This is a genomic window from Arsenophonus symbiont of Ornithomya chloropus (genome assembly GCF_964026495.1).
In the GTDB taxonomy this organism is placed as follows: Bacteria; Pseudomonadota; Gammaproteobacteria; order Enterobacterales; family Enterobacteriaceae; genus Arsenophonus.
On sequence record NZ_OZ032148.1, the window covers coordinates 350,543 to 372,203 of the forward strand.

Genomic DNA, 21,661 nt, shown 5'->3' on the forward strand with positions numbered 1-21,661 from the left:
TTTGTTATCTAGAGGTATTTTAATGGTTGATAATAATATTTATCGTTTGAATGTAGGAATTGTAATTTGTAATCACCAAAGACAGGTATTATGGGCTCGTCGCTATGGACAACATTCATGGCAGTTTCCCCAAGGAGGAATTAATCCTGAAGAATCACCAGAAGAAGCTATGTATCGAGAATTATTTGAAGAAGTAGGTTTAGCTCGTAAAGATGTTAAAATATTAGCATTTACTCGTTATTGGATGCGGTATAAATTACCTAAACATTTAGTACGTTGGAATGCGAATCCAGTTTGTATTGGACAAAAGCAACGTTGGTTTCTTTTGCAATTAGTTTGTAATGAACATAATATTAATGTTCAAAAAAATAAAATTCCTGAATTTGATAAATGGCGCTGGGTAAGTTATTGGTATCCCGTACGTCAAGTTGTTTTTTTTAAACTTGATGTGTATAGACGTGTTATGAAAGAATTTGCTCCTATTGTTATGTCAATTGTGTAATACTGATAACAAGTGATTTTATGATAAAATGTTTTATTTTAAAGATATAAAAATTTTAAAGATATAAAAAGTAATAGTTTTACTTAAAATATAATAATAAATTTTATTTATTAGTTAATAAATTCATTAATTAGTAATATACTCACTATTCTTAGTTTTTATGTGGTTTTTTGTATAAAATAAAAATTTACCATAATAAATTTTCATAAACATAATAGAGACTAGAGATAATGAATGATACTTCAATAATTATTCTTGATCTTGATCCTGTTATTTTTTCTATTGGTCCAATAAAATTTTATTGGTACGGTATGATGTATGTAATAGGATTTTTTTTTGCGATGTGGTTAGCAAAACGAATGACTAATAAAGTTAATAGTACTTGGAAAAAAACTGAAGTTGAAAATTTGTTATATTTAAGTTTTTTTGGCGTAGTTATAGGTGGTCGGGTAGGTTATGTTTTATTTTATAACTTTTCGTTATTTTTAAGTAATCCTCTTTATCTTTTTAAAGTTTGGCATGGAGGGATGTCTTTTCATGGTGGTTTAATAGGTGTTATATGTGTTATGTTTTGGTATGCATATAAAACTAAACGAAATTTTTTTTCAGTTGCAGATTTTGTTGCGCCATTAATTCCATTTGGATTAGGTATAGGGCGTATGGGAAATTTTATTAATGGAGAATTGTGGGGGCGTGTTACATTAAATACTCCTTGGGCTATGCTATTTCCAAAATCACATGATTATGATATTCAGATTGTTCATCAAGATTCTAGTTTACTTCCTATTTTTGAAAAGTATGGCGGGTTATTACCAAGACATCCTTCTCAACTTTATGAGATGTTTTTGGAGGGAATGATTTTATTTTTGATTTTAAATGTGTTTATTTATAAATTACGACCACAAGGTAGTGTATCAGGATTATTTTTAATTAGTTATGGAATTTTTCGTACTTTTGTTGAATTTTTTCGTGAGCCAGATTTTCAATTAGGACTTTTTTTTGGTATGAGTATGGGGCAAATTTTGTCATTTCCTATGATTGTTTTTGGTATTTTTTTAATGAAATGGTCATACAAATTAAGAAAATATTAATATAATTTGTTATTTGATAATAATATATTTTTAAGTGAATAAAAATGTATCAATATTTGAATTTATGTAAACGTATTATTGATGAAGGTTATTGGATTAAAAATAAACGTACTGGTGTAAGATGTTTAACTGTTATTAATGTTGATTTTGAATATGATGTGGCTAATAATAAATTTCCTTTAATTACTACTCGTAAAAGTTTTTATAAATCTGCTATTTCTGAATTATTAGGTTATATAAGAGGTTATTGCAGTGCTTCACAATTTCGAGATCTGGGTTGTAATACATGGAATGCAAATGCAAATGAAAACTTAGAATGGCTTAATAATCCGCATCGTAAAGGCATAGATGATATGGGAAGAGTTTATGGAGTGCAGGGAAGGTCATGGAGACGTTTAGATGGAACCTGTTTAGATCAATTGAAAAAAGTGATTAATAATATTTCTATGGGAATTGATGATCGCGCAGAAATAATTACTTTTTATAATCCTGGTGAGTTTGAGTTGGGTTGTTTACGTCCTTGCATGCATACTCATACTTTTTCAATTTTAGGAGATAAGCTATATTTAACTTCATATCAACGTAGTTGTGATGTTGCTTTGGGTTTAAATTTCAATCAAATTCAATGTTTTGTTTTATTAGCATTAATTGCTCAAATAACTGGGCACAAAGTAGGTAAAGCATATCATAAAATAGTTAATGCGCATATTTATGAAAATCAACTTTCTATGATGTGTGATATTCAGTTAAAACGCACTCCTTATAATTTACCTAAGCTTATTATTAATCCTGATATTAAAACATTAAAGGATATTGAAACATGGGTTACCAGCAATGATTTTTCAGTAATTGATTATCAATGTCATAATGCAATTAAATATCCATTTACTGTATAGTAAATGGATATTTTTTTATATTTTATTTTTTTATTTTATAATAAAAATATTTAATTATTAATTATCATAAATTTTTTAATTAGTATAAATATTTTAATTGTTATATAGAGATTTTAATTGTTATAAAATTTTAATGAAAAATATCAAAAATATTATTTGAAATAATTATTTTTGTAAAAAAACATTTAAAAATTTTTATTTTGTATGTTTGATTATTCTATTTTTTAAAATATTAATTTTTAAGAATATTTTTTATTTTAATAAAAATTTTTTCAAATTTCTTTCTTTTGCAAAAGAAGTTTTTTAATTTTTATAATTTACTATCTAAACATGATAGATAAATTAATAATTCTATTTATAATATTAAGTTTTAAACTTTGTATTAAAAATAATTTATTATTAATAATTTTAAAATATTAAACTATGTAATTTAATTATATTTAATATATTAAATTATAATATTTTGTTTTTTATGTTTTAAAAATAGAGATTATATATTATTTTTTTGTTAAAAAATAAAAAATTTAAAATTGTTATTTCTATAAATAAAAGATCATATGTAATAAAATTATTTTAAATAAATATTAATTATTTTTAAAAAATTTTTAAAATTTTTAAAAGTGTGTTTTTTTAAAATTATTTAATTTACTATATTTTTAATATTATATTAAGATAATACTATCTCTTGGGGAGATATTATGTTACATATTTATCATTCCAATAAATTAAAGATTCATGTAGAAATTATTGCTAATTTAATAAAAAAAAAACCTTTAAACAATCCATTTAAAAAAGAAATTATTGTTGTTCAGAATTTAAATATTTCAAATTGGTTGCAAATAGAACTTGCAAAAAAACTAGATGTTGTAGCTAATATTTCGTTTCTTTTGCCTTCTACTTTTTTTTATAAAATGTTTTCTTCTATATTATTTAATATTTCAGAAGAAAGTGTTCTTAATAAAAGAACGATGATTTGGAAAGTAATGCAAATTTTACCTTCTTTAATGTATAAACCTATGTTTAAATTATTAAAAGAATATCTTAAGGAAGATATAAACAAAAGTAAATTATATCAATTATCCTGTAAAATTGCTGATGTATTTAATCAGTATTTGATATATCGTCCGGAATGGTTGGAAAAATGGTATAATCAACAATTAGTAGAAGGTTTAAGTGATCATCAAGAATGGCAGAAAGAGCTGTGGTTAGCATTAATTCAATATAGCAAAAAAGTTAGTTATCCTAAATTTTATCAAGAAAATTTTTATCAGCAATTTATAAAATGTTTGCAACTTAAAAGATTTTCAGCTGTTAAATTTCCTCAACGTTTGTTTATTGTTGGTATTTCAATGTTGCCACCTATTTATATAAAAATATTACATGCTCTTGGAGAGCATGTGGATATTTATTTAATAAATGTTAATCCGTGTCGTTATTATTATGACAATATGAATTGGTATGCTTATATTAAAAGATATCAAGAAAACAAGTTATACAATTATCAGAATAAATATCAAGTTTCTTGTTTTTTAAATCAAGATTTATCTAATATATTATATGATAAACCATTAATTATGAATCCATTGTTGGTTGCTTGGGGAAGATTAGGTTGGGATTATTTCTATTATCTTTCTCAGTTAGATCAAGTATATGAAGTAAATGCTTTTGTAGACATATCCGGTAATTCTTTGTTACATCAAATTCAGAGGGATATTTTAGATTTTAAAAATTATATGCAACTAGGTTTAACATCAGAGACTTTTAAAAATAGTTCATTAAAAAGAAGATTAAGCAAAAAAGATAAATCAATAACATTTCATTCGTGTCATAGTATAAAAAGAGAAGTTGAGATACTCCAAGATTATTTATTAGGTTTGTTTGAAAAAGATTCAAAACTAAGACCAAAAGATATTATTGTCATGGTTACTAATATAGATGATTATTTGCCTTATATACAAGCAGTTTTTAGTTATGTATCTCAAGATCGTCGTTTACCTATTTCTATTTCTGGTAAAAAAATAAAAGGAATTGATCCTATTTTTAAAGTTTTTCTATCTTTTCTTGATTTGCCTAAAATCCGCTTTACTACAAAAGAAGTATTAAATTTATTAGAAATACCTGCAGTAGCTCGTCGATTTTCTATTGATGAAAAAGAATTAGATTGTTTACGTCAATGGGTTAAGGAATCAGGTATTTGTTGGGGCGTTAATGATGAAAATGTAAAGATGTTGAAATTACCTATAACAGGTAAAAATACTTGGGATTTTGGTTTAAATAGAATGTCGTTGGGTTATGCTATGGATAGTAATTTTGGAATTTGGGATGATATTTTACCTTACAATGAATGTACAGGTTTGGCTGCAGAATCAGTTGGAAAATTAGCTAAATTTGTTGATTTATTATGGGAATGGAGGAATATTCTTAATCAAAAAAGAACATTATCAGCATGGCTTCCATTATGCAAATATTTATTAGATACTTTTTTTTATTTTGAGAAAAATAATGAATCTACATTTGTTTTTTTATTAAAAAAATGGCATGAAATTCTTAATATTGGAATAGTCGCAAAATATAAAAATGTTGTGCCTATATCTATTATTCGTGATGAATTTTTGATGTTTTTAAATGATAAAAAAATGAATCAATGTTTTTTTTCTGGTGAAATAAATTTTTGTACTTTCATGTCCATCTGTTCTATTCCTTTTAAAGTAGTTTGTTTATTAGGTATGAATGAAAAAGTATATCCACGTTTAATACCATCTGTTGGATTTAATTTAATTGAGGAAAAACCAGAATTTGGTGATAAAATATATCGAGATAATGATTTTTATTTATTTTTGGAGGTTTTGAATTCAACTTCCCAATTTTTGTATTTAAGTTATATTGGATATTCGATAAATGATAATCACATGTATAATCCTTCAATTGTCTTAACTGAATTACTGGATTATATTAGTTATAGTTTTTGCTTAGAAGGTGATGAAAATTTAAATGTTGATGAAAGTGCTAAAAAAATAAAACAACATTTGCTCATTAAGCATACCAGAGTCCCTTTTGCTATAGAAAATTATTTTTCATATAGTGAAAATCAGAGTTATTCAGATGAATGGTTATCTGTAATAAAGAGAACAGAAAATCATCCACAGTCTATTTTTTGTGCTGATTTTTTACCAATCACAAAAGTTTATAATGAAATCTTATTAGAAGAATTATTATTTTTTTATCGAAATCCCATTGTAGCTTTTTTTCAAAAAAGGTTAAAAGTTAATTTTTTAAATGAAGTAATTCAATTACCAGAAGAAGAACCTTTTTTTGTGAATGGTTTACAAAAATATAAATTTAATAAGTTTTTGCTCAATGCTATGATTAATGAAGAATCATCAGAGAAATTATTTTTTAATTTTTTTGCAAGTGGTAAATTACCAGCTAAAAATTTTGCGCGTATTTATTGGGATAAACAAATCACAAATATGCAACCATTAGTTGATAAAGTAAAAATGCATTTGCAGAAATCTTTTAGTAAATTATTTGTGGAATCTTTTGAAAAAACTGATTTAATTGGAGAATTAAAAAATATTCAAAAAAATGGAGTGATTCGTTATCGCCCTGCAAAGTTAACAGTTATTGATGGATTATCATTATGGATAGAACATTTAGTTTTTTGTATAATATTCAATATTGGAAAAAGTTATTATTTTGGTACAAATAACAGTGAATGGTGTTTTGACGTAGTTAATAAATGTCAAGCAAAAATATATTTACAACAATTAATCAATGGTTATGAAAATGGTATGAATAAACCATTACCACTTTTATTGAACAGTGGTTGGAATTGGTTAATATCATGTTTTGATAAAAAAAATGATCAATTTAATTTTCATTCAGATGTTTTTTTGAAAAAAGCAAATATAAAATTGATGGAATCTTTAGAAGGTATTTATAATCAATCAGGAGAAATGCAGAATATTTATATTAGACGTGCTTTCAATAAAATAGATGATAATTTATTAAATGAAATAAAAAAGAATACTTTGCTTTATTTATTACCAATGGCAATTTTTTTAAAAAATAAAAAACATATTTTATAATATAGATAATTAATTTTACTCACAGAAATAATCTATGTAAATATATTTTGTAATGTATCTAATAAAAAATATTAAATTTTCTGTTGTTGATAAACCATTTAATTATATATTAATATAATATTATGAATATTAATTTATGAAATTAATAAAACAATTTAATAAGATAATACTGACAGAATTTATTAATTCAATGTATTAAAAATGTATTATTAAAACATAATTTATGATTAGTGATTTTTGTGATTTTTAAAAATAAAAACAAATATTAAAATAATATGTTAGATTGATTATTAATGTTTATTTAAATTTTGTTTTTTATTTAATAAATAAAAATATTATGAGATATAAATTAAATTATTCTTGAATTTATTTTTATTTATAAAAATAAATTGTATTAATAATAAACCAAAAAATATGAATTTTTAAAAAAATAATAATAAAAGAGTTATAAAGTTTATATGAAATATCATGGTTGATATTTATAAAAATAATTTTCTTATTGTATGAAATATATAATTTACAAAATTGCAATGTTATACGAAAAAATATTTTATTTGGTATAAATTTTTATTTTTATATTATTTACCTTGAAAAGATATTTGATTATTTTTTTTTGACAAAAAATATCTGTATAAAATATTTTGTAATTTACTTAAATATATTAATAAAGTGTTAATTAAAATATAGTGTTATGAAATTTCTTAAGATATTATGAAATATAATAAGTGTGTTTTTTATGTGTTTAAAATTTTTGTTTTTTTATTAAAATAATATCTCAATTTACGAGAAAAATATTGAATATGGAAAATTAGAATGGAGAATCACAAAAAAAAAATTTTTCAATTAAATCCTTATAATTTGCCTCTTTATGGCCAGAGACTTATAGAAGCTTCAGCCGGAACAGGAAAAACTTATACTATAGCTTTGCTTTATTTGCGATTATTGTTAAAAATTGGTAATAAATATGCTTTTTTTAAAAGATTAAATGTTAAAGAAATTTTAGTGCTAACTTTTACTGAATCTGCAACTAACGAGTTAAGAGCACGTATTCGTCATAATATTCATCAAATGAGAATTGCTTGCATGAGAAATGGGTTCGGATTTTCGAAAGAATCAATATATCAAATCTTACTAGTTTCTATTGTAGATAGACATGCAGCTGCTAAATGGTTATTATCTGCTGAGCATCAAATGGATGAAGCAGCAATTTATACAATACATGGATTTTGTAGAAGTATATTATCGCATAATGCTCTTGAATCAAGAATGTTATTTAAACAATCAATTATAAAAAATGAATCTATTTTACAAAAACAGGCTTGTTTTGATTTTTGGCGATCTAATTGTTATCCATTAGAATACTGTATATCAAAAATTATAGCAGATGAATGGAGTGGGCCAGAAGCACTTTTAGATGAAATTAAGCCTTATTTACAGGGAGAAGTACCTGTTTTTTTAAATAAATCAATTAAATTTCAATCAATAACTAAACATCATAAAATAATAATTAATACTATTAATATAATAAAAAAATTATGGATGCTACATTTGAATGATTTTTTTTCTTTAATTATTAATTCAGGGATTAATAAACGAGTTTATAATCGCCGCAATTTACTTATTTGGTTAGATATTGTTACTACATGGGCAAAATCACATACAATAGATTATAAAACACCAAAAGAATTAGTTCGTTTTTCTCAATTAGAATTAATAAATAAAACATCTATTGATAATGAAATACCGAAGCATGAGGTTTTCTGTGCTATTGATAAGTTTCTTAAAAAAACTCGTACATTGCGTAATATTTTTATCTCAAAAGCTATTATTGATGTTCGTAAAATTATCATGAAAGAAAAAACAAAACGTCAAGAAATAGGATTTGATGATCTATTAGATAGATTGGAGTATACATTAAATCAAAAAAATAATAAAAGATTGAAAAATATGATTCGTAATCGTTATCCGGTAGTTATGATAGATGAGTATCAAGATACGGATTCTAAACAAAATAAAATTTTTAAAAGTATTTATGATGGGCATCAATATTCCGGTATATTTTTTATAGGAGATCCCAAACAAGCCATTTATTCTTTTCGTGGTGCTGATATTTTTAGTTATATAAAGGCTAAAAATAAAATTCAATCACATTATAAATTAGATACTAATTGGCGTTCTTCATCTAATATGGTAGCAGCGATTAATCATTTATTTAGCCGTGTTAAAAATCCATTTTTATTTAAACAAATACCATTTCATGTAGTTAATTCAGGTTATGCTAATCAAAATTTAGGATTAATTCATAAAAAAGAAAAAGTTTCAGCATTAAATTTTAATTATTTTGATAAAGATCAAGTATCAACAACTGAATATCAAAAAATAATGGCATATCAGTGTGCTAGTCAAATTTATTATTGGTTAATAGGAGGAGATAATAGAACTACATGGTTATATAAAAATGATCAAAAAAAAATATTAACTGCTTCTGATATTATGATATTAGTAAGAAATCGTCGTGAATCAAAAATCATACAAGAGGAATTACGTAAATTTAATATTTCATCGGTTTTTCTTTCTAATTATGAAAGTGTTTTTTCTACTTCTGATGCACGTGATTTATTATGGTTGTTACAAGCGGTTCTTTCACCAGAAAAAGAAGAAACCCTTCGACGTTCTTTAGCGACATCTTTAATGGGCTTAAGCGCAAAAGAAATTGAAGAATTCAATAAAAATGACAATGAATTAGAAATTTGGATAAGAGAATTTCATCATTATTCATTAATTTGGGAACGTTATGGTATTTCAGCAATGTTTAGATGTATGATACATAATCAACGTATAGCGAAACACCTATTGAAGGATAATACAAATGGAGAAAGACGTTTAATGGACGTTATGCACTTATTTGAATTATTACAAGAATCTGAATTAGAATTTGATAATAAACATGCTATTATTCGTTGGTTAGCACAGAAAATTGATAAACCTGATCCATTATTAGAAAATCAACAAAGGCGTTTAGAAAGTAACAAAAATTTTATCTCTATTAGTACTATTCATAAATCTAAAGGTTTAGAATATCCAATTGTTTGGTTACCTTTTATATGCCAATTTTCACAAAAAAAATTGGCAATTTTTCATGAAAGAAAAAATTTTCAAATATGTTTAGATCTTACAGATAACCCAAAAAGTCTTAAACTAGCTGATGAAGAACGTTTAGCAGAGGATTTACGTTTGTTATATGTTGCTTTAACACGTGCAATTTATCATTGTAGTGTTGGTATAGCACCATTATATAAAAAACGTCATACTGAGAAGACTTGTAACACTGATTTACATAAAAGTGCATTAGGTTATTTGTTACAAAAAGGAAAACAAGGTAATGCTACTTTATTATTTGATAATTTGAGATCACTAGTTAACAAACATATTGGTATTAAATTAATTAATAATATTAAAATATTCTCTTCTTATTGTTGTAAAAAAAATAGAGTTGTAAAATTATTAGCTAAAAATTTTTCAGGAAAGATTGATGATATATGGCGTGTAACTAGTTATTCAAAATTAAAAAATAATGATATTTTTACATTATCAAATAAAGTTCTTGATAATAATTTGAATTTTGATTTGAAGTTACAAAATTTGAATTTTGAATTAAAAAAATATCAATACAGTAATAATTATTTATATCAAAAAAAAGAGTCTAAAAAAAATGTTTATACTTTTCCTAAAGGAGTGATAGCTGGAAATTTTATGCATTCAATATTAGAAGTATTACCATTTAATAAAGTTCCTAAAGAATCTTGGTTAATAGAAAGGTTAGAAGCAGTCGGTTTTTCTTCCGAATGGGCTTCTATGCTGAAAATTTGGTTAATCAATATCTTTAATGTACCGTTAATTGAAGATAATTTTAAACTATCAAATATTCTTTCTGAGCATCGATTAAATGAAATGAAATTTTGTTTTTCAATAAAAAACATATTGCATCCATCGTTATTAGATAATCTTGCACATAGATATGATGTTTTATCTAAAAATTGCCCTCCTTTGAATTTTGAACAAGTAAAAGGAGTTTTAAAAGGTTATATTGATTTGATTGTTTTTTGGAAAAAAAAGTTTTATTTGATTGATTATAAATCAAATTGGTTAGGAGAAGATTCTTTTGCATATAATCAGCAGGCAATAAAAAAATCGATGATTTATCATAGATATGATTTACAATATCAATTGTATACTTTAGCAATTCATCGTTATTTGCGGAATCGGGTACCTGATTATGATTATAAGACACATTTTGGCGGTGTGATATATCTTTTTTTGCGAGGTATTTATAATAAAAATTCTCATGGTTACGGTATTTATTATAACCTTCCTGTTTATTCATTTATTGATAGTTTAGATAAATTATTTGGTGTTTCATAAACAATAACAAACTTTTATATGATTAATTTACTAAAAAAAGCTTGTGAATTAAATTTGTTTAATTATTTAGATATACGATTTGCTATGTGTTTAACGAAAGAAAAAAATCCATTATTATTATTAATATTCTCATTATTAAGTGCTGCAAATAGATTAGGAGATATTTGCTTATTCATTGATAAGATTAATTCAGGTAATTTATTTCAAGGAAGAGAAAATGAAATGGCGTTGAAATTATGGGAATTAGCTGGTACACCAAATAGTAATAAAATTTACTGTGAATTAAAAAGATCTTATGCTGTTTCTGATGCAGAGAAAATAGAAGTTAAACCATTAGTTTTATCAAAGAATAAACTTTATTTTCAAAAAATGTGGTTTGATGAAGGATTAGTAGCAGATTTTTTTTCTGAGAATACATTAGAAAAAGTTGATGAAATTCAATTAACAAAAATTTTAAATGGTTTGTTTTTGCCATCAAAAATATACAATTGGCAAAAAATAGCTATTGCAGTTGCATTAACAAATAGAATAGCAATTATTTCTGGTGGACCAGGTACAGGTAAAACAGCAATAATAGCATATTTATTAGCTACTTTGGTGAAATTAAGTCATAAAAAATTAATCATTAAGCTAGCAGCACCTACAGGAAAAGCAGCTTTTAGAGTAACCGAAACATTAAATTATGCATTATTAAATTTAAATTTATCTTCTAAAGAATATGCAGTTATGCCGAAACGAGCTACAACTATTCATCGATTATTAGGCGCTCAATTAAATACTCAATTATTACGTTATCATAAAGATAATTTATTATTATTAGATGTTTTGATTGTTGATGAAGCATCTATGATAAATTTATCTATGATGGCGAGATTAATTGAAGCTTTACCTAAACACGCTCGTGTTATTTTTTTAGGAGATAAAGATCAATTATCTTCAGTAGAAGCAGGGGCTGTATTGCGTGATCTATGTGATAGTGCAAAATTTGGATATAGTTATAAAAAAGTTAAACAGTTAATGAGAATTACAGGTTATGATTTATCTGAATTTATATTAAATGATGGATCAAAAATTAAAGATAAAATTTGTTTTTTAAAGAAAAGTTATCGTTTTCATAGTAAATCTAATATTGCTCAACTTGCTACTGCAGTTAATCAAGAGAATATCATGTCCATACGAAAATTATTAAGCGAGTCAAGAAAAGATATAACTTTTTATCCTATTAAAAAATCTATTCAATATAATCAATTAATTCTTGATGCAGTTAATTTTTATAACAACTATTTCAATATGATAAAATCTAGTTTAGATTATAAAGATATATTTAGTATTTTTAATAATTATCGTTTGTTGTCTGCTGTAAGAGATGGTCCTTATGGAGTTGTAGAATTAAACAATCAGTTAGAAGAAAGTTTAGATCGTTTAGGGATTATTCGGCTATTAGATAATACGTGGAAAAATTATGAAGGTCGTCCAATAATAATTACCAAAAATGATCCTTCTCTTGAGTTATTTAACGGTGATATTGGTATTATATTACGTGATAATAAAAAAGCTTTAAAGGCTTATTTTCAATTACCTAATGGTTCATTAAAAAAAATATCACCTCATCGTTTATCTAATTATGAAACTGCTTTTGTGATGACAGTACATAAATCTCAGGGATCAGAATTTAAACATGTTGCTTTAATTATACCACCAAATGTTATTTCTATTGTGAATAAACAATTAATTTATACTGCAATTACAAGAGCACAAAAGCAGATAACAATTTATGCAGATAAAAATGTTTTTATTGATTCAATAATGAACACTAATAAACGATGTAGTGGTTTAACTGAACGATTATTTTAAACGATATATTTATAAATAATTTAATCACTATTTTTTAATATAATTTGTAGTATATGTTATATAAAATTATTAAAAGAATCACTAAAAAAATTATCATTATATAATTTTTTATTTAACAAGTATTCTAAAAAATAATTATGTCATATTTAAAAATTTTTTATTTTTTAAATACTATTTTTTTTTATATTATTATTAAAGTCATATATTTTTTTATAATTAATAAAAATAATGACTTTTTTTTTTCTTTGTAAATATAATTTATTAATTTATAATAATTGAATTTTTAAAGTAGGTCTTTGATGGATTGTTTTAAAAATGATTTTTTACGACAATTACTACTAAAAGGAGTAGCTATAAGTTTATTACTAATTATTAGTCCATTAGTATTTAGTGTATCTGCAAATATAGTAGCTATTCGGATTTGGTCTTCATCTTCTTATACTCGAGTAACTTTAGAATCAACTGTTGCTTTTGAGTATTGTCAATTTGTTTTATCTTTTCCTGATCGCATTGTGGTAGATTTAAAAAATATTCGTTTGAATCGTGTATTAAAAGATATTAATAAAAAAATTAATTCAAATGATCGCCATTTAAAATTAATTAGAGTAGGAGTATTTAATCATAATACGATTCGATTAGTATTCGAAGTAAAAATGCATCTTGCCGCAAAAATATTTACTATTTCTCCTATTGGGAATTTCAAACATCGATTAGTAATTGATTTTTCTCCTTATTCAAATATTCGTTTTAATAAAAATTTTTTTTCAAAAACATTAGAAAAGCATAATCAAAAAAAATCTTATAAAAATTTATCTATTAAAAGAAAAAATATAGGGAAATTAATGAATCGCAATAAATTAATTACAATTATGATTGATCCAGGACATGGTGGAGAAGATCCTGGTGCAATAGGAAAATATAATACTCGTGAAAAAGATATTGTATTACAGATTGCAAGACGTTTGAAAACATTAATTAATACTGAACCTAATATGAAGGTTTATATGACACGTAATGCAGATGTATTTGTTCCTTTAAAGATAAGAGTTGCCAAAGCTCAAAAAATGCAATCAGATTTATTTGTGTCTATTCATGCTGATGCTGTTATTAATCGTAAAGCTAAAGGATCTTCTGTATTTGCATTATCCACAAAAGCGATAACAAGTAGTAATACGGCACGTTATTTAGCTGAAATACAAAATCAAGCAGATTTAATTGGTGGTGTTAGTAAAAGTGGTGATAAATATTTAGATCATACTATTTTTGATTTAATACAAACAGCCACTATTAATGATAGTTTAAAAATTGGTAGAGAGATTCTTCATAGTATGGCTAGTGTAAACAAATTGCATAAGAATATTGTTGATCAAGCAGGTTTTATAGTATTGAAGGCTCCTGAAATTCCTTCTATTTTGGTTGAAACTGCTTTTATTAGTAATATAGAAGAAGAAAGAAAATTAAAAACAGCAAAATTTCAACAACAAATAGCTGAATCAATTTTCTTAGGTATTAAAGCTTATTTTAAGTAAGATTAAAAATAATTTTTAAATGAAGAATCTTACTTTTACTATAAAGCAGAAGTAATAATTTTTAAAATAAATTTGTTATTTTTTTATTTTTTATAAAAATTTTGTTTTTAACTATCATTAATTATTATAATTGCATTTATAGTAAAAATACTATTTTTTGTTGGGTAAAAATAAATTTCATGAGTATGAGATATTATCTTTGTTAATTTTTAATTTTATTATATTTTAATATAATTTTTATTTAAGATGTATTATGATTTTAAAAAGTTTTTTATAAAATATGTTTTTATTTTTTTATTTTAGTGAAAAACTATAGATTGTTAATTAGGATAATTAAGTTGATAAAATTATTAAAAATATTATCAATTAAATTTTTCATATTTATTTATGATAAATTTATGATAAATAAATTTTATTTTTTTGAAATTAATAATCTATAGGTTATTATTTAATTTCTAATTTTTACATAAAGTAGATACGTTAAATTTATATGAATCATTATTAAGTATTTAATATATTTGATTATATAATTAAAATATTAATTTTAATATAACCAAAAAAATTGATATTTATATTTAATAAAATTACAAGAATAATATAATAGTTATGGTATATTTTACAAAAATAATTTTTTTAATTTAAAGAAAGAAGATCTTTAAATAATTTTTTGTTATTTAAAACAATTATTAAATAATATATATACTACATAGTATTTGCAAAAATAAAGTATTTATAAAATTACAAATGACTATAAGTATTTTCCTAAAAATTTTATTTTATTTTTTATAATTATTAAAAATTAATCAAAAATATTAATACATATGTTTTGTAGTATACAGTTATATTAAAAATATAACTGTATTTTATTACAATATTATTAATGATATGCAATCATTAAATTGCATTAGATTAATTCATTATACTGGGAATATATCTTTGTATTGATTTTATTTTTATAATTACGCAATCAAAATCCATAAAGTATATTTTAAATATAAATGTTATTTTATATTTCTCAGTAATTCGTTAATTTTTGTTTTTTTTCTTGTTTTTTCATCAATTTTTTTTATAATAACAGCACAATATAAACTATATTTTTTATTTTTTGATGGTAGATTGCCTGGTATAACTACTGAACCAGCAGGAATACGTCCATAGTATATTTTGTTTTTTTCTCTATCATATATTTTTGTGCTTTGACCAATGTAAACACCCATGGATATAACTGCACCAGTTTCAACAATTACACCTTCAACAATTTCGGAACGAGCGCCAATAAAACAATTATCCTCAATAATTGTCGGATGCGCTTGTAAAGGTTCTAAGACACCTCCAATTCCAACACCACCTGATAAGTGAACATTTTTACCAATTTGAGCACAAGAACCGACAGTAGACCATGTATCTATCATAGTTCCTTCATCAATATAAGCCCCAATGTTAATATAAGATGGCATTAAAATAGTATTTTTAGCTATAAAAGCACCTTTTCTCGCAGTAGCGGGTGGAACTACTCGTAATTTTGCCGCTTGGAATTTAGCATAATTGTAGTCTGCAAATTTCATTTCTATTTTATCAAAAAAATGGCTTTCAGAACCTGGTATAAATTTATTTTTATTAATGCGAAAAGAAAGTAACAATGCTTTTTTAATCCATTGATGAGTTATCCATTCTCCATTAACTTTATTAGCAACTCTTAATTTTCCTGTATTGAGTTGACTGATGACTTGATTGATTGCATTTTTTAACTTTATGTTAGTATTAAAAGGTGTGATTTTAGTTCGATATTCAAAAGCACGTTCAATAATATTTTTATTTTTTTGCATAAGTTATTTTGCCTTTAAATTTTAAGTAATGTTTTATATTTCTTGATTTGTATAAATACATATAATTATTTTTTGTTTTTTGCATGTATTATTATTTTTTATTGCTATATTTTTTGAAATTATTTTGTTTAAAATTGATGTTTTTATTTTATGAAATATTATTATTGTTTTTTATTATTTTTTAATAATATTCAACGAATATTTTTTTATAAAAATTAATGATAAAATAAAAATTTTTATAGGATATAAATTTAATATTAAACATAAAATTATTTTTTTAAAACAATTGAAAAAATATTGATCATATAGTTTTATAATTGATATTTTAAAAATTTTTTTAAAATATTTAGATATTTCTAAATATTTTATATAAAATTTTATTTATTGATTGATACTTAGTATTTTGTAATTTTTTTTTAAACGTTTGCAAAATTAAATTAATTATTTTTATTAATAGTATGTAATATAAAATAAATTTAAAAAATATATAATAAATAAGCTTTTGATTCTTTAAAATTAAACATATTATTATTGATTTTATATTTCACTCTAAGTGAAATAATAAAATATATAGTAATTTTTGTTCAACATATTTTTTAGCGTTCAATTAAATTTATCATTTAATTTAGATAAAATTTATATTTCCTGAATGAATATGATTTATAATGGATAAAAATTTATTTACTTTATACAGGTAAACTATTGTTTTTATGAACTATATACCCACCATTTTAGGTAAATAATTTTAAATTATTTATTTACTAATACAGCTGAAATAAATGGTTCTTCTTCTTTTCTTAATGTTAAAATTTCACATCCATTTTCATTAACAGCTACAGTGTGTTCATATTGTGCTGACCAACTTCTGTCCTTTGTTTTGATTGTCCAACCATCTTTCATTGTTCTAATTTGATGACTTCCAATATTTATCATTGGTTCGATAGTAAAAGTCATTCCTTTTTCTAATAGAACTCCACCATCGTCAGCATCGTAGTGTAAGACTTGAGGTTCTTCATGAAAAAATTGACCAATACCATGCCCACAATATTCACGTACTATAGAAAAATTATGTTTCTGAATAAATTGTTGAATTGTTTTTCCTATTTTTCGTAAAGGAATACCTGGCTTAACTATTTTTAATGCAAGATATAAACTTTCTTGAGTTATTTTACATAATCTTTTACTTTGTATGTTTGGGGTTCCTACAAAAAACATTTTAGAAGTATCACCATAAAATCCATTTTTAATTACAGTGATATCAATATTAATAATATCACTTTTTTTTAAAATTTTTTTATCATTAGGAATACCATGACAAATCACATCATTAATAGAAGTGCAAATAGATTTAGGGAAACCATTATAGTTTAAACATCCTGGAACGGCATTTTGTTTGTCAACAATATATAAATGGCAAATACGATCAAGTTCACCAGTAGAAATTCCAGGCTTTATATACGGTGCAATCATGTTTAATACGTCTGCTGCTAATTGCCCCGCGATACGCATTTTTTTAATATCTTCTTCAGTTTTAATTGAAATAGTCATAAATTTTTACCTACTTCATTAATTTAAGTAATAATATATTTTCTATAAACTTATTTTTTGATATCTTGCATATATTAAAGTTAATAATTATCTTAAACACTTGCAATTACTTTGTAGTGTATTAATCATTAAATATGTTTTTGTAAAATACATCAATAATATTTAATATATTTGATATAAAATATGATAATTTTATTTTATAAAAGCAACACTTTTATGTTTTTTTAAAAAAAATTTACAAAAAATAAATATTTCAAAATATTGTTTTTGTATTTATTATTACACAATTAATAATATAGATTGCAGCATATAACTATTTATAGTTTTTGTGTCGTGTTATGATATACTAAAATTAATTTCTTATATATTTAAATATATAAAAATATACAATATATATATGCTCATATATTTTAAATATATATAATATAGATATCAAAATATATTTTCCGTGATGTTTTTATAATAAAAAATTTATAACTAATCAGTTAATAAAGAGATTTTATAAAAGTATTGTACCAATTTACTAAAATTATAGAGGTTTAAATGGTTACTGTTTCCATGACTGATATGATTCAAGCAGGTGTGCATTTTGGGCATCAAACTCGTTACTGGAATCCAAAAATGAAAAAATACATTTTTGGTAAACTTAATAAAGTACATATTATTAATTTAGAAAAAACTGTTCCAATGTTTCATGAAGCATTAGTTGAGTTAAGTAAAATTGCTTCACGTAAAGGTAAGATTTTGTTTGTAGGTACTAAGCGTGCGGCTAGTGAATCTGTAAAAGAGGCGGCTAATAATTGCGAACAATATTTTGTTAATCATCGTTGGTTAGGTGGTATGTTAACTAATTGGAAAACTGTTCGTCAATCTATTAAACGTTTAAAGGATTTAGAAGTAGAATCCCAGGATGGTACTTTTGAGAAATTAACAAAAAAAGAAGCGTTAATGCGTACTCGTGAACTTAGTAAGTTAGAAAAAAGTTTAGGTGGTATTAAAGAAATGGGTGGCTTACCTGATGCTTTATTTGTTATTGATGCGCAACATGAGAATATTGCTATAAAAGAAGCTAATAATTTAGGAATTCCTGTATTTGCAATTGTTGATACAAATTCTCATCCAGATGGTATTAATTATGTGATTCCTGGTAATGATGATGCAATTCGTGCTATTAAACTTTATTTAAATGCTGTAGTAAAAGCTATTCAAGGAGATAAACTTAAAAATCAAATCGTTCAATCAGAAAATATTGGATAAATATTTAAAATAAAAAATTAACTTTTTTAATTAAAATCAATTTTTAATAAAAAAAATAAATTTTATTATAAAATAATATTTTATTAAATAGTTTTAGGGATAAATTATATGTCTGAAGAAATTACTGCTACTTTAGTAAAAGAGTTGCGTCAACGCACTGGTGTTGGTATGATGGATTGTAAAAAAGCATTAATTAAAGCCAATGGTAATATAAATATAGCTATTGATGATATGCGTAAAGCAGGTAAAGCGAAAGCAGCTAAAAAAGCGACTCGAATAGCTACCGAAGGTATAATAATACTAAAAGTTTCTATGGATAAGAAAATTGCTGTTTTGCTAGAATTAAATTGTGAGACAGATTTTGTGGCTAAGTCTTCAATTTTTTTTGAATTTGCTAATGAAATATTAACATTTGTTATTGAAAATAATGTTTTTAACATTAATGAATTAAAAATAAAATTTGAAGAGCGACGTGAAGAAATAATTACTAAGATCGGCGAAAATATTAAAATTAGTCGAATTAAAATTTTAAAAGGTGAAAAAATAGGGTCTTATTTGCATAGTTTTCGTATTGGTGTTCTTGTTTCTGCTTCTGAAAGTGCAGATGAAACAATTCTTAAACATATTGCAATACATATTGCAGCAAGTAAACCAGAGTATCTTACTCCATTAGATGTTCCAACAGATCTGATTTCGCATGAAAGAAAAATTCAATTAGAAATAGCAATGAAGTCCGGTAAACCTTTTAATATTGTAGAAAAAATGGTAACAGGACGTATAAAAAAATTTCTTCAAGAGATTTCTTTGACAGGACAACAATTTGTTATGGATCCTACTAAAAATGTTGGTCTTGTATTAAAAGAAAAAAAAATCAATGTTTTTGATTTCGTACGTATTGAATTGGGTGAAAGTGACATTATTTAAAAAACGAATAAAATTTTTATCTTAAGTTGTTATAGTAGCAAGAAAATCATATGTGATACTTTCTATTTAGTAAATGCTATAAAATGTACAATAACTTATATATAATTCAGTAAATGTCAGATTAGTATTTATTAAAATATTAAAAATATTTTTTTTTAAAATATATTCAAAACTAAAGAGTATTTTTTATTTTCTTTCAAAATAAAAAATTGCTTTTTATTTTTATCTACTTAGGATAAAAAAATGTTTACTAATACAAAACCAGTATATCAGCGTATTTTACTTAAGCTTAGTGGCGAAGTGTTGCAAGGTTCAAAAAATTTTGGTATTGACGCTAAAGTTTTAGATCGTATGGCAAATGAAATTAAAGAATTAGTAAAATTAAATATACAGGTTGGTGTTGTTATTGGTGGTGGTAACTTATTTAGGGGTGAAGGTTTAGCAGAGGCTGGAATGAATCGTGTTGTTGGTGATCACATGGGTATGTTAGCCACAGTAATAAATGGATTAGCTATGCGTGACGCTCTGCAACGTGTCTCTATTAATGCTGAATTGATGTCTGCAATACCATTGAATGGTGTTTGCAGTAATTATAGTTGCTTAGAAGCTATTAGCTTACTTCGTAACGGTAAGGTTGTTATTTTTTCAGCAGGAACTGGGAATCCTTTTTTTACAACAGATTCAGCGGCATGTTTAAGAGGTATAGAAATTGAAGCTGATATTGCTTTAAAAGCTACTAAAGTAGATGGTATTTATTCTTCAGATCCATCAAAAAGTTTAAATGTAGTTTTTTATGATAAGTTAACTTATCAAGATGTTTTGGAGCGTGAATTGAAAGTTATGGATTTAGCTGCATTTACTTTAGCAAGAGATCACAATTTACCAATTCGAATTTTTAATATTAATAAACCTGGTATTTTGCGTCGCATCGTAGTTGGTGGAAATGAAGGCACTTTGATTACTAAGGATTAGTAAAAAATATATCAATAAATGTATCGGTTATAATTTGCTTATTTTTATAAAAATAATTATATCGATTTTATTTTTGTAAAATGAATAATTATTATTTTTTTAAAGGATTCTTATGTGATTAATAAAATAAAACAAGATACTCAAGCACGCATGCAAAAAAATATTGAAGTTTTAAAAATGCAAATGAATAAAGTTCGTACTGGTCGTGCATCTCCAGTTTTATTAGATGGTATTATGGTAAAATATTATGGATCCAGTACTCCATTAAAACAATTAGCTAATGTTATTGCCGAAGATGCACGTACATTAGCAATTACTGTTTTTGATTCTACATTAGTTTCTTCAGTTGAAAAAGCTATCATTAACTCAAATCTGGGTTTAAATCCCTATTCAAAAGGAACAATTATTCGTGTCCCTTTATTACCATTAACAGAAGAAAGGCGCAAAAATTTTATAAAAATTGTACGTAATTCTGCTGAATATGCGCGAGTTTCTGTGCGTAATATAAGACGTGAGGCTAATGATAAAATTAAGTCTTTGCTTAAATCTAAGAAAATTACTCAAGATAATGAACGTGTTGCTCAAAATGATATTCAAAAATTAACTGATATTTTTATAAAAAAAATTGATGAAGAATTACATATAAAAGAAGATGAATTAATAAAATTTTAATTATTAATTTAAAAAATTGATTTTAAATAAATTATGCAAATATTTTTTTAAATGTTTGATTTTTTATAAAAATCTTATTT

The 21,661-nt window shown here is 23.9% G+C and carries 13 protein-coding genes; 11 read left to right on the forward strand and 2 right to left on the reverse strand.

Going from position 1 to position 21,661, the window contains the following annotated elements; genetic code table 11:
- Nucleotides 1-22: 22 nt before the first annotated feature.
- From rppH to ABNS14_RS01340, 7 genes are all read left to right on the forward strand, one after another.
- Nucleotides 23-502 carry an RNA pyrophosphohydrolase gene (gene rppH, locus ABNS14_RS01310; RefSeq protein ID WP_348666569.1) on the forward strand — a complete coding sequence of 160 codons (480 nt, stop codon included), beginning with the start codon at nt 23-25 and terminating at the stop codon, nt 500-502.
- 230 nt (nt 503-732) lie between these two features.
- Complete coding sequence (lgt, locus tag ABNS14_RS01315) at nt 733-1,593, forward strand: prolipoprotein diacylglyceryl transferase (protein WP_348666570.1); 861 nt, start codon at nt 733-735, stop codon at nt 1,591-1,593.
- Between the two features lie 44 nt (nt 1,594-1,637).
- On the forward strand, nt 1,638-2,489 hold the full coding sequence (locus ABNS14_RS01320; RefSeq protein WP_348666571.1) for a thymidylate synthase: 852 nt from the start codon (nt 1,638-1,640) through the stop codon (nt 2,487-2,489).
- Nucleotides 2,490-3,187: 698 nt separating this feature from the next.
- Nucleotides 3,188-6,577 carry an exodeoxyribonuclease V subunit gamma gene (recC, locus tag ABNS14_RS01325; protein WP_348666572.1) on the forward strand — a complete coding sequence of 1,130 codons (3,390 nt, stop codon included), beginning with the start codon at nt 3,188-3,190 and terminating at the stop codon, nt 6,575-6,577.
- A gap of 813 nt (nt 6,578-7,390) precedes the next feature.
- Nucleotides 7,391-10,999: an exodeoxyribonuclease V subunit beta gene (gene recB, locus ABNS14_RS01330; RefSeq protein ID WP_348666573.1), complete on the forward strand. Its 3,609-nt coding sequence runs from the start codon at nt 7,391-7,393 to the stop codon at nt 10,997-10,999.
- Between the two features lie 18 nt (nt 11,000-11,017).
- Nucleotides 11,018-12,853: an exodeoxyribonuclease V subunit alpha gene (gene recD / locus ABNS14_RS01335; RefSeq protein ID WP_348666574.1), complete on the forward strand. Its 1,836-nt coding sequence runs from the start codon at nt 11,018-11,020 to the stop codon at nt 12,851-12,853.
- Nucleotides 12,854-13,152: 299 nt separating this feature from the next.
- Nucleotides 13,153-14,382 carry an N-acetylmuramoyl-L-alanine amidase gene (locus tag ABNS14_RS01340; protein WP_348666575.1) on the forward strand — a complete coding sequence of 410 codons (1,230 nt, stop codon included), beginning with the start codon at nt 13,153-13,155 and terminating at the stop codon, nt 14,380-14,382.
- A gap of 1,001 nt (nt 14,383-15,383) precedes the next feature.
- Here ABNS14_RS01340 and dapD read toward each other — a convergent pair.
- Both dapD and map read right to left on the reverse strand, forming a co-directional pair.
- Nucleotides 15,384-16,208 (reverse strand): 2,3,4,5-tetrahydropyridine-2,6-dicarboxylate N-succinyltransferase, encoded by an 825-nt coding sequence (dapD, locus tag ABNS14_RS01345; RefSeq protein ID WP_348666576.1) that lies wholly within the window; start codon nt 16,206-16,208, stop codon nt 15,384-15,386.
- A gap of 750 nt (nt 16,209-16,958) precedes the next feature.
- Nucleotides 16,959-17,756 carry a type I methionyl aminopeptidase gene (gene map / locus ABNS14_RS01350; protein WP_348666577.1) on the reverse strand — a complete coding sequence of 266 codons (798 nt, stop codon included), beginning with the start codon at nt 17,754-17,756 and terminating at the stop codon, nt 16,959-16,961.
- Nucleotides 17,757-18,299: 543 nt separating this feature from the next.
- Between map and rpsB the strand changes: the two genes are divergently transcribed.
- From rpsB to frr, 4 genes are all read left to right on the forward strand, one after another.
- A complete protein-coding gene (gene rpsB / locus ABNS14_RS01355) occupies nt 18,300-19,013 on the forward strand; it encodes a 30S ribosomal protein S2 (protein WP_348666578.1) in 714 nt (237 codons plus the stop codon).
- A gap of 108 nt (nt 19,014-19,121) precedes the next feature.
- A complete protein-coding gene (tsf, locus tag ABNS14_RS01360; RefSeq protein WP_348666579.1) occupies nt 19,122-19,937 on the forward strand; it encodes a translation elongation factor Ts in 816 nt (271 codons plus the stop codon).
- Between the two features lie 243 nt (nt 19,938-20,180).
- Nucleotides 20,181-20,909 (forward strand): UMP kinase, encoded by a 729-nt coding sequence (pyrH, locus tag ABNS14_RS01365; protein ID WP_348666580.1) that lies wholly within the window; start codon nt 20,181-20,183, stop codon nt 20,907-20,909.
- 114 nt (nt 20,910-21,023) lie between these two features.
- Nucleotides 21,024-21,581 carry a ribosome recycling factor gene (gene frr / locus ABNS14_RS01370; RefSeq protein ID WP_348666581.1) on the forward strand — a complete coding sequence of 186 codons (558 nt, stop codon included), beginning with the start codon at nt 21,024-21,026 and terminating at the stop codon, nt 21,579-21,581.
- The last annotated feature ends 80 nt before the right edge of the window (nt 21,582-21,661 follow it).

Coding starts and splice junctions, on each gene's coding strand:
- rppH (WP_348666569.1), top strand. CDS start 23: ATGGTTGATAATAATATTTATCGTTTGAATGTAGGAATTGTAATTTGT.
- lgt (WP_348666570.1), top strand. CDS start 733: ATGAATGATACTTCAATAATTATTCTTGATCTTGATCCTGTTATTTTT.
- ABNS14_RS01320 (WP_348666571.1), top strand. CDS start 1,638: ATGTATCAATATTTGAATTTATGTAAACGTATTATTGATGAAGGTTAT.
- recC (WP_348666572.1), top strand. CDS start 3,188: ATGTTACATATTTATCATTCCAATAAATTAAAGATTCATGTAGAAATT.
- recB (WP_348666573.1), top strand. CDS start 7,391: ATGGAGAATCACAAAAAAAAAATTTTTCAATTAAATCCTTATAATTTG.
- recD (WP_348666574.1), top strand. CDS start 11,018: ATGATTAATTTACTAAAAAAAGCTTGTGAATTAAATTTGTTTAATTAT.
- ABNS14_RS01340 (WP_348666575.1), top strand. CDS start 13,153: ATGGATTGTTTTAAAAATGATTTTTTACGACAATTACTACTAAAAGGA.
- dapD (WP_348666576.1), bottom strand. CDS start 16,208: ATGCAAAAAAATAAAAATATTATTGAACGTGCTTTTGAATATCGAACT.
- map (WP_348666577.1), bottom strand. CDS start 17,756: ATGACTATTTCAATTAAAACTGAAGAAGATATTAAAAAAATGCGTATC.
- rpsB (WP_348666578.1), top strand. CDS start 18,300: ATGGTTACTGTTTCCATGACTGATATGATTCAAGCAGGTGTGCATTTT.
- tsf (WP_348666579.1), top strand. CDS start 19,122: ATGTCTGAAGAAATTACTGCTACTTTAGTAAAAGAGTTGCGTCAACGC.
- pyrH (WP_348666580.1), top strand. CDS start 20,181: ATGTTTACTAATACAAAACCAGTATATCAGCGTATTTTACTTAAGCTT.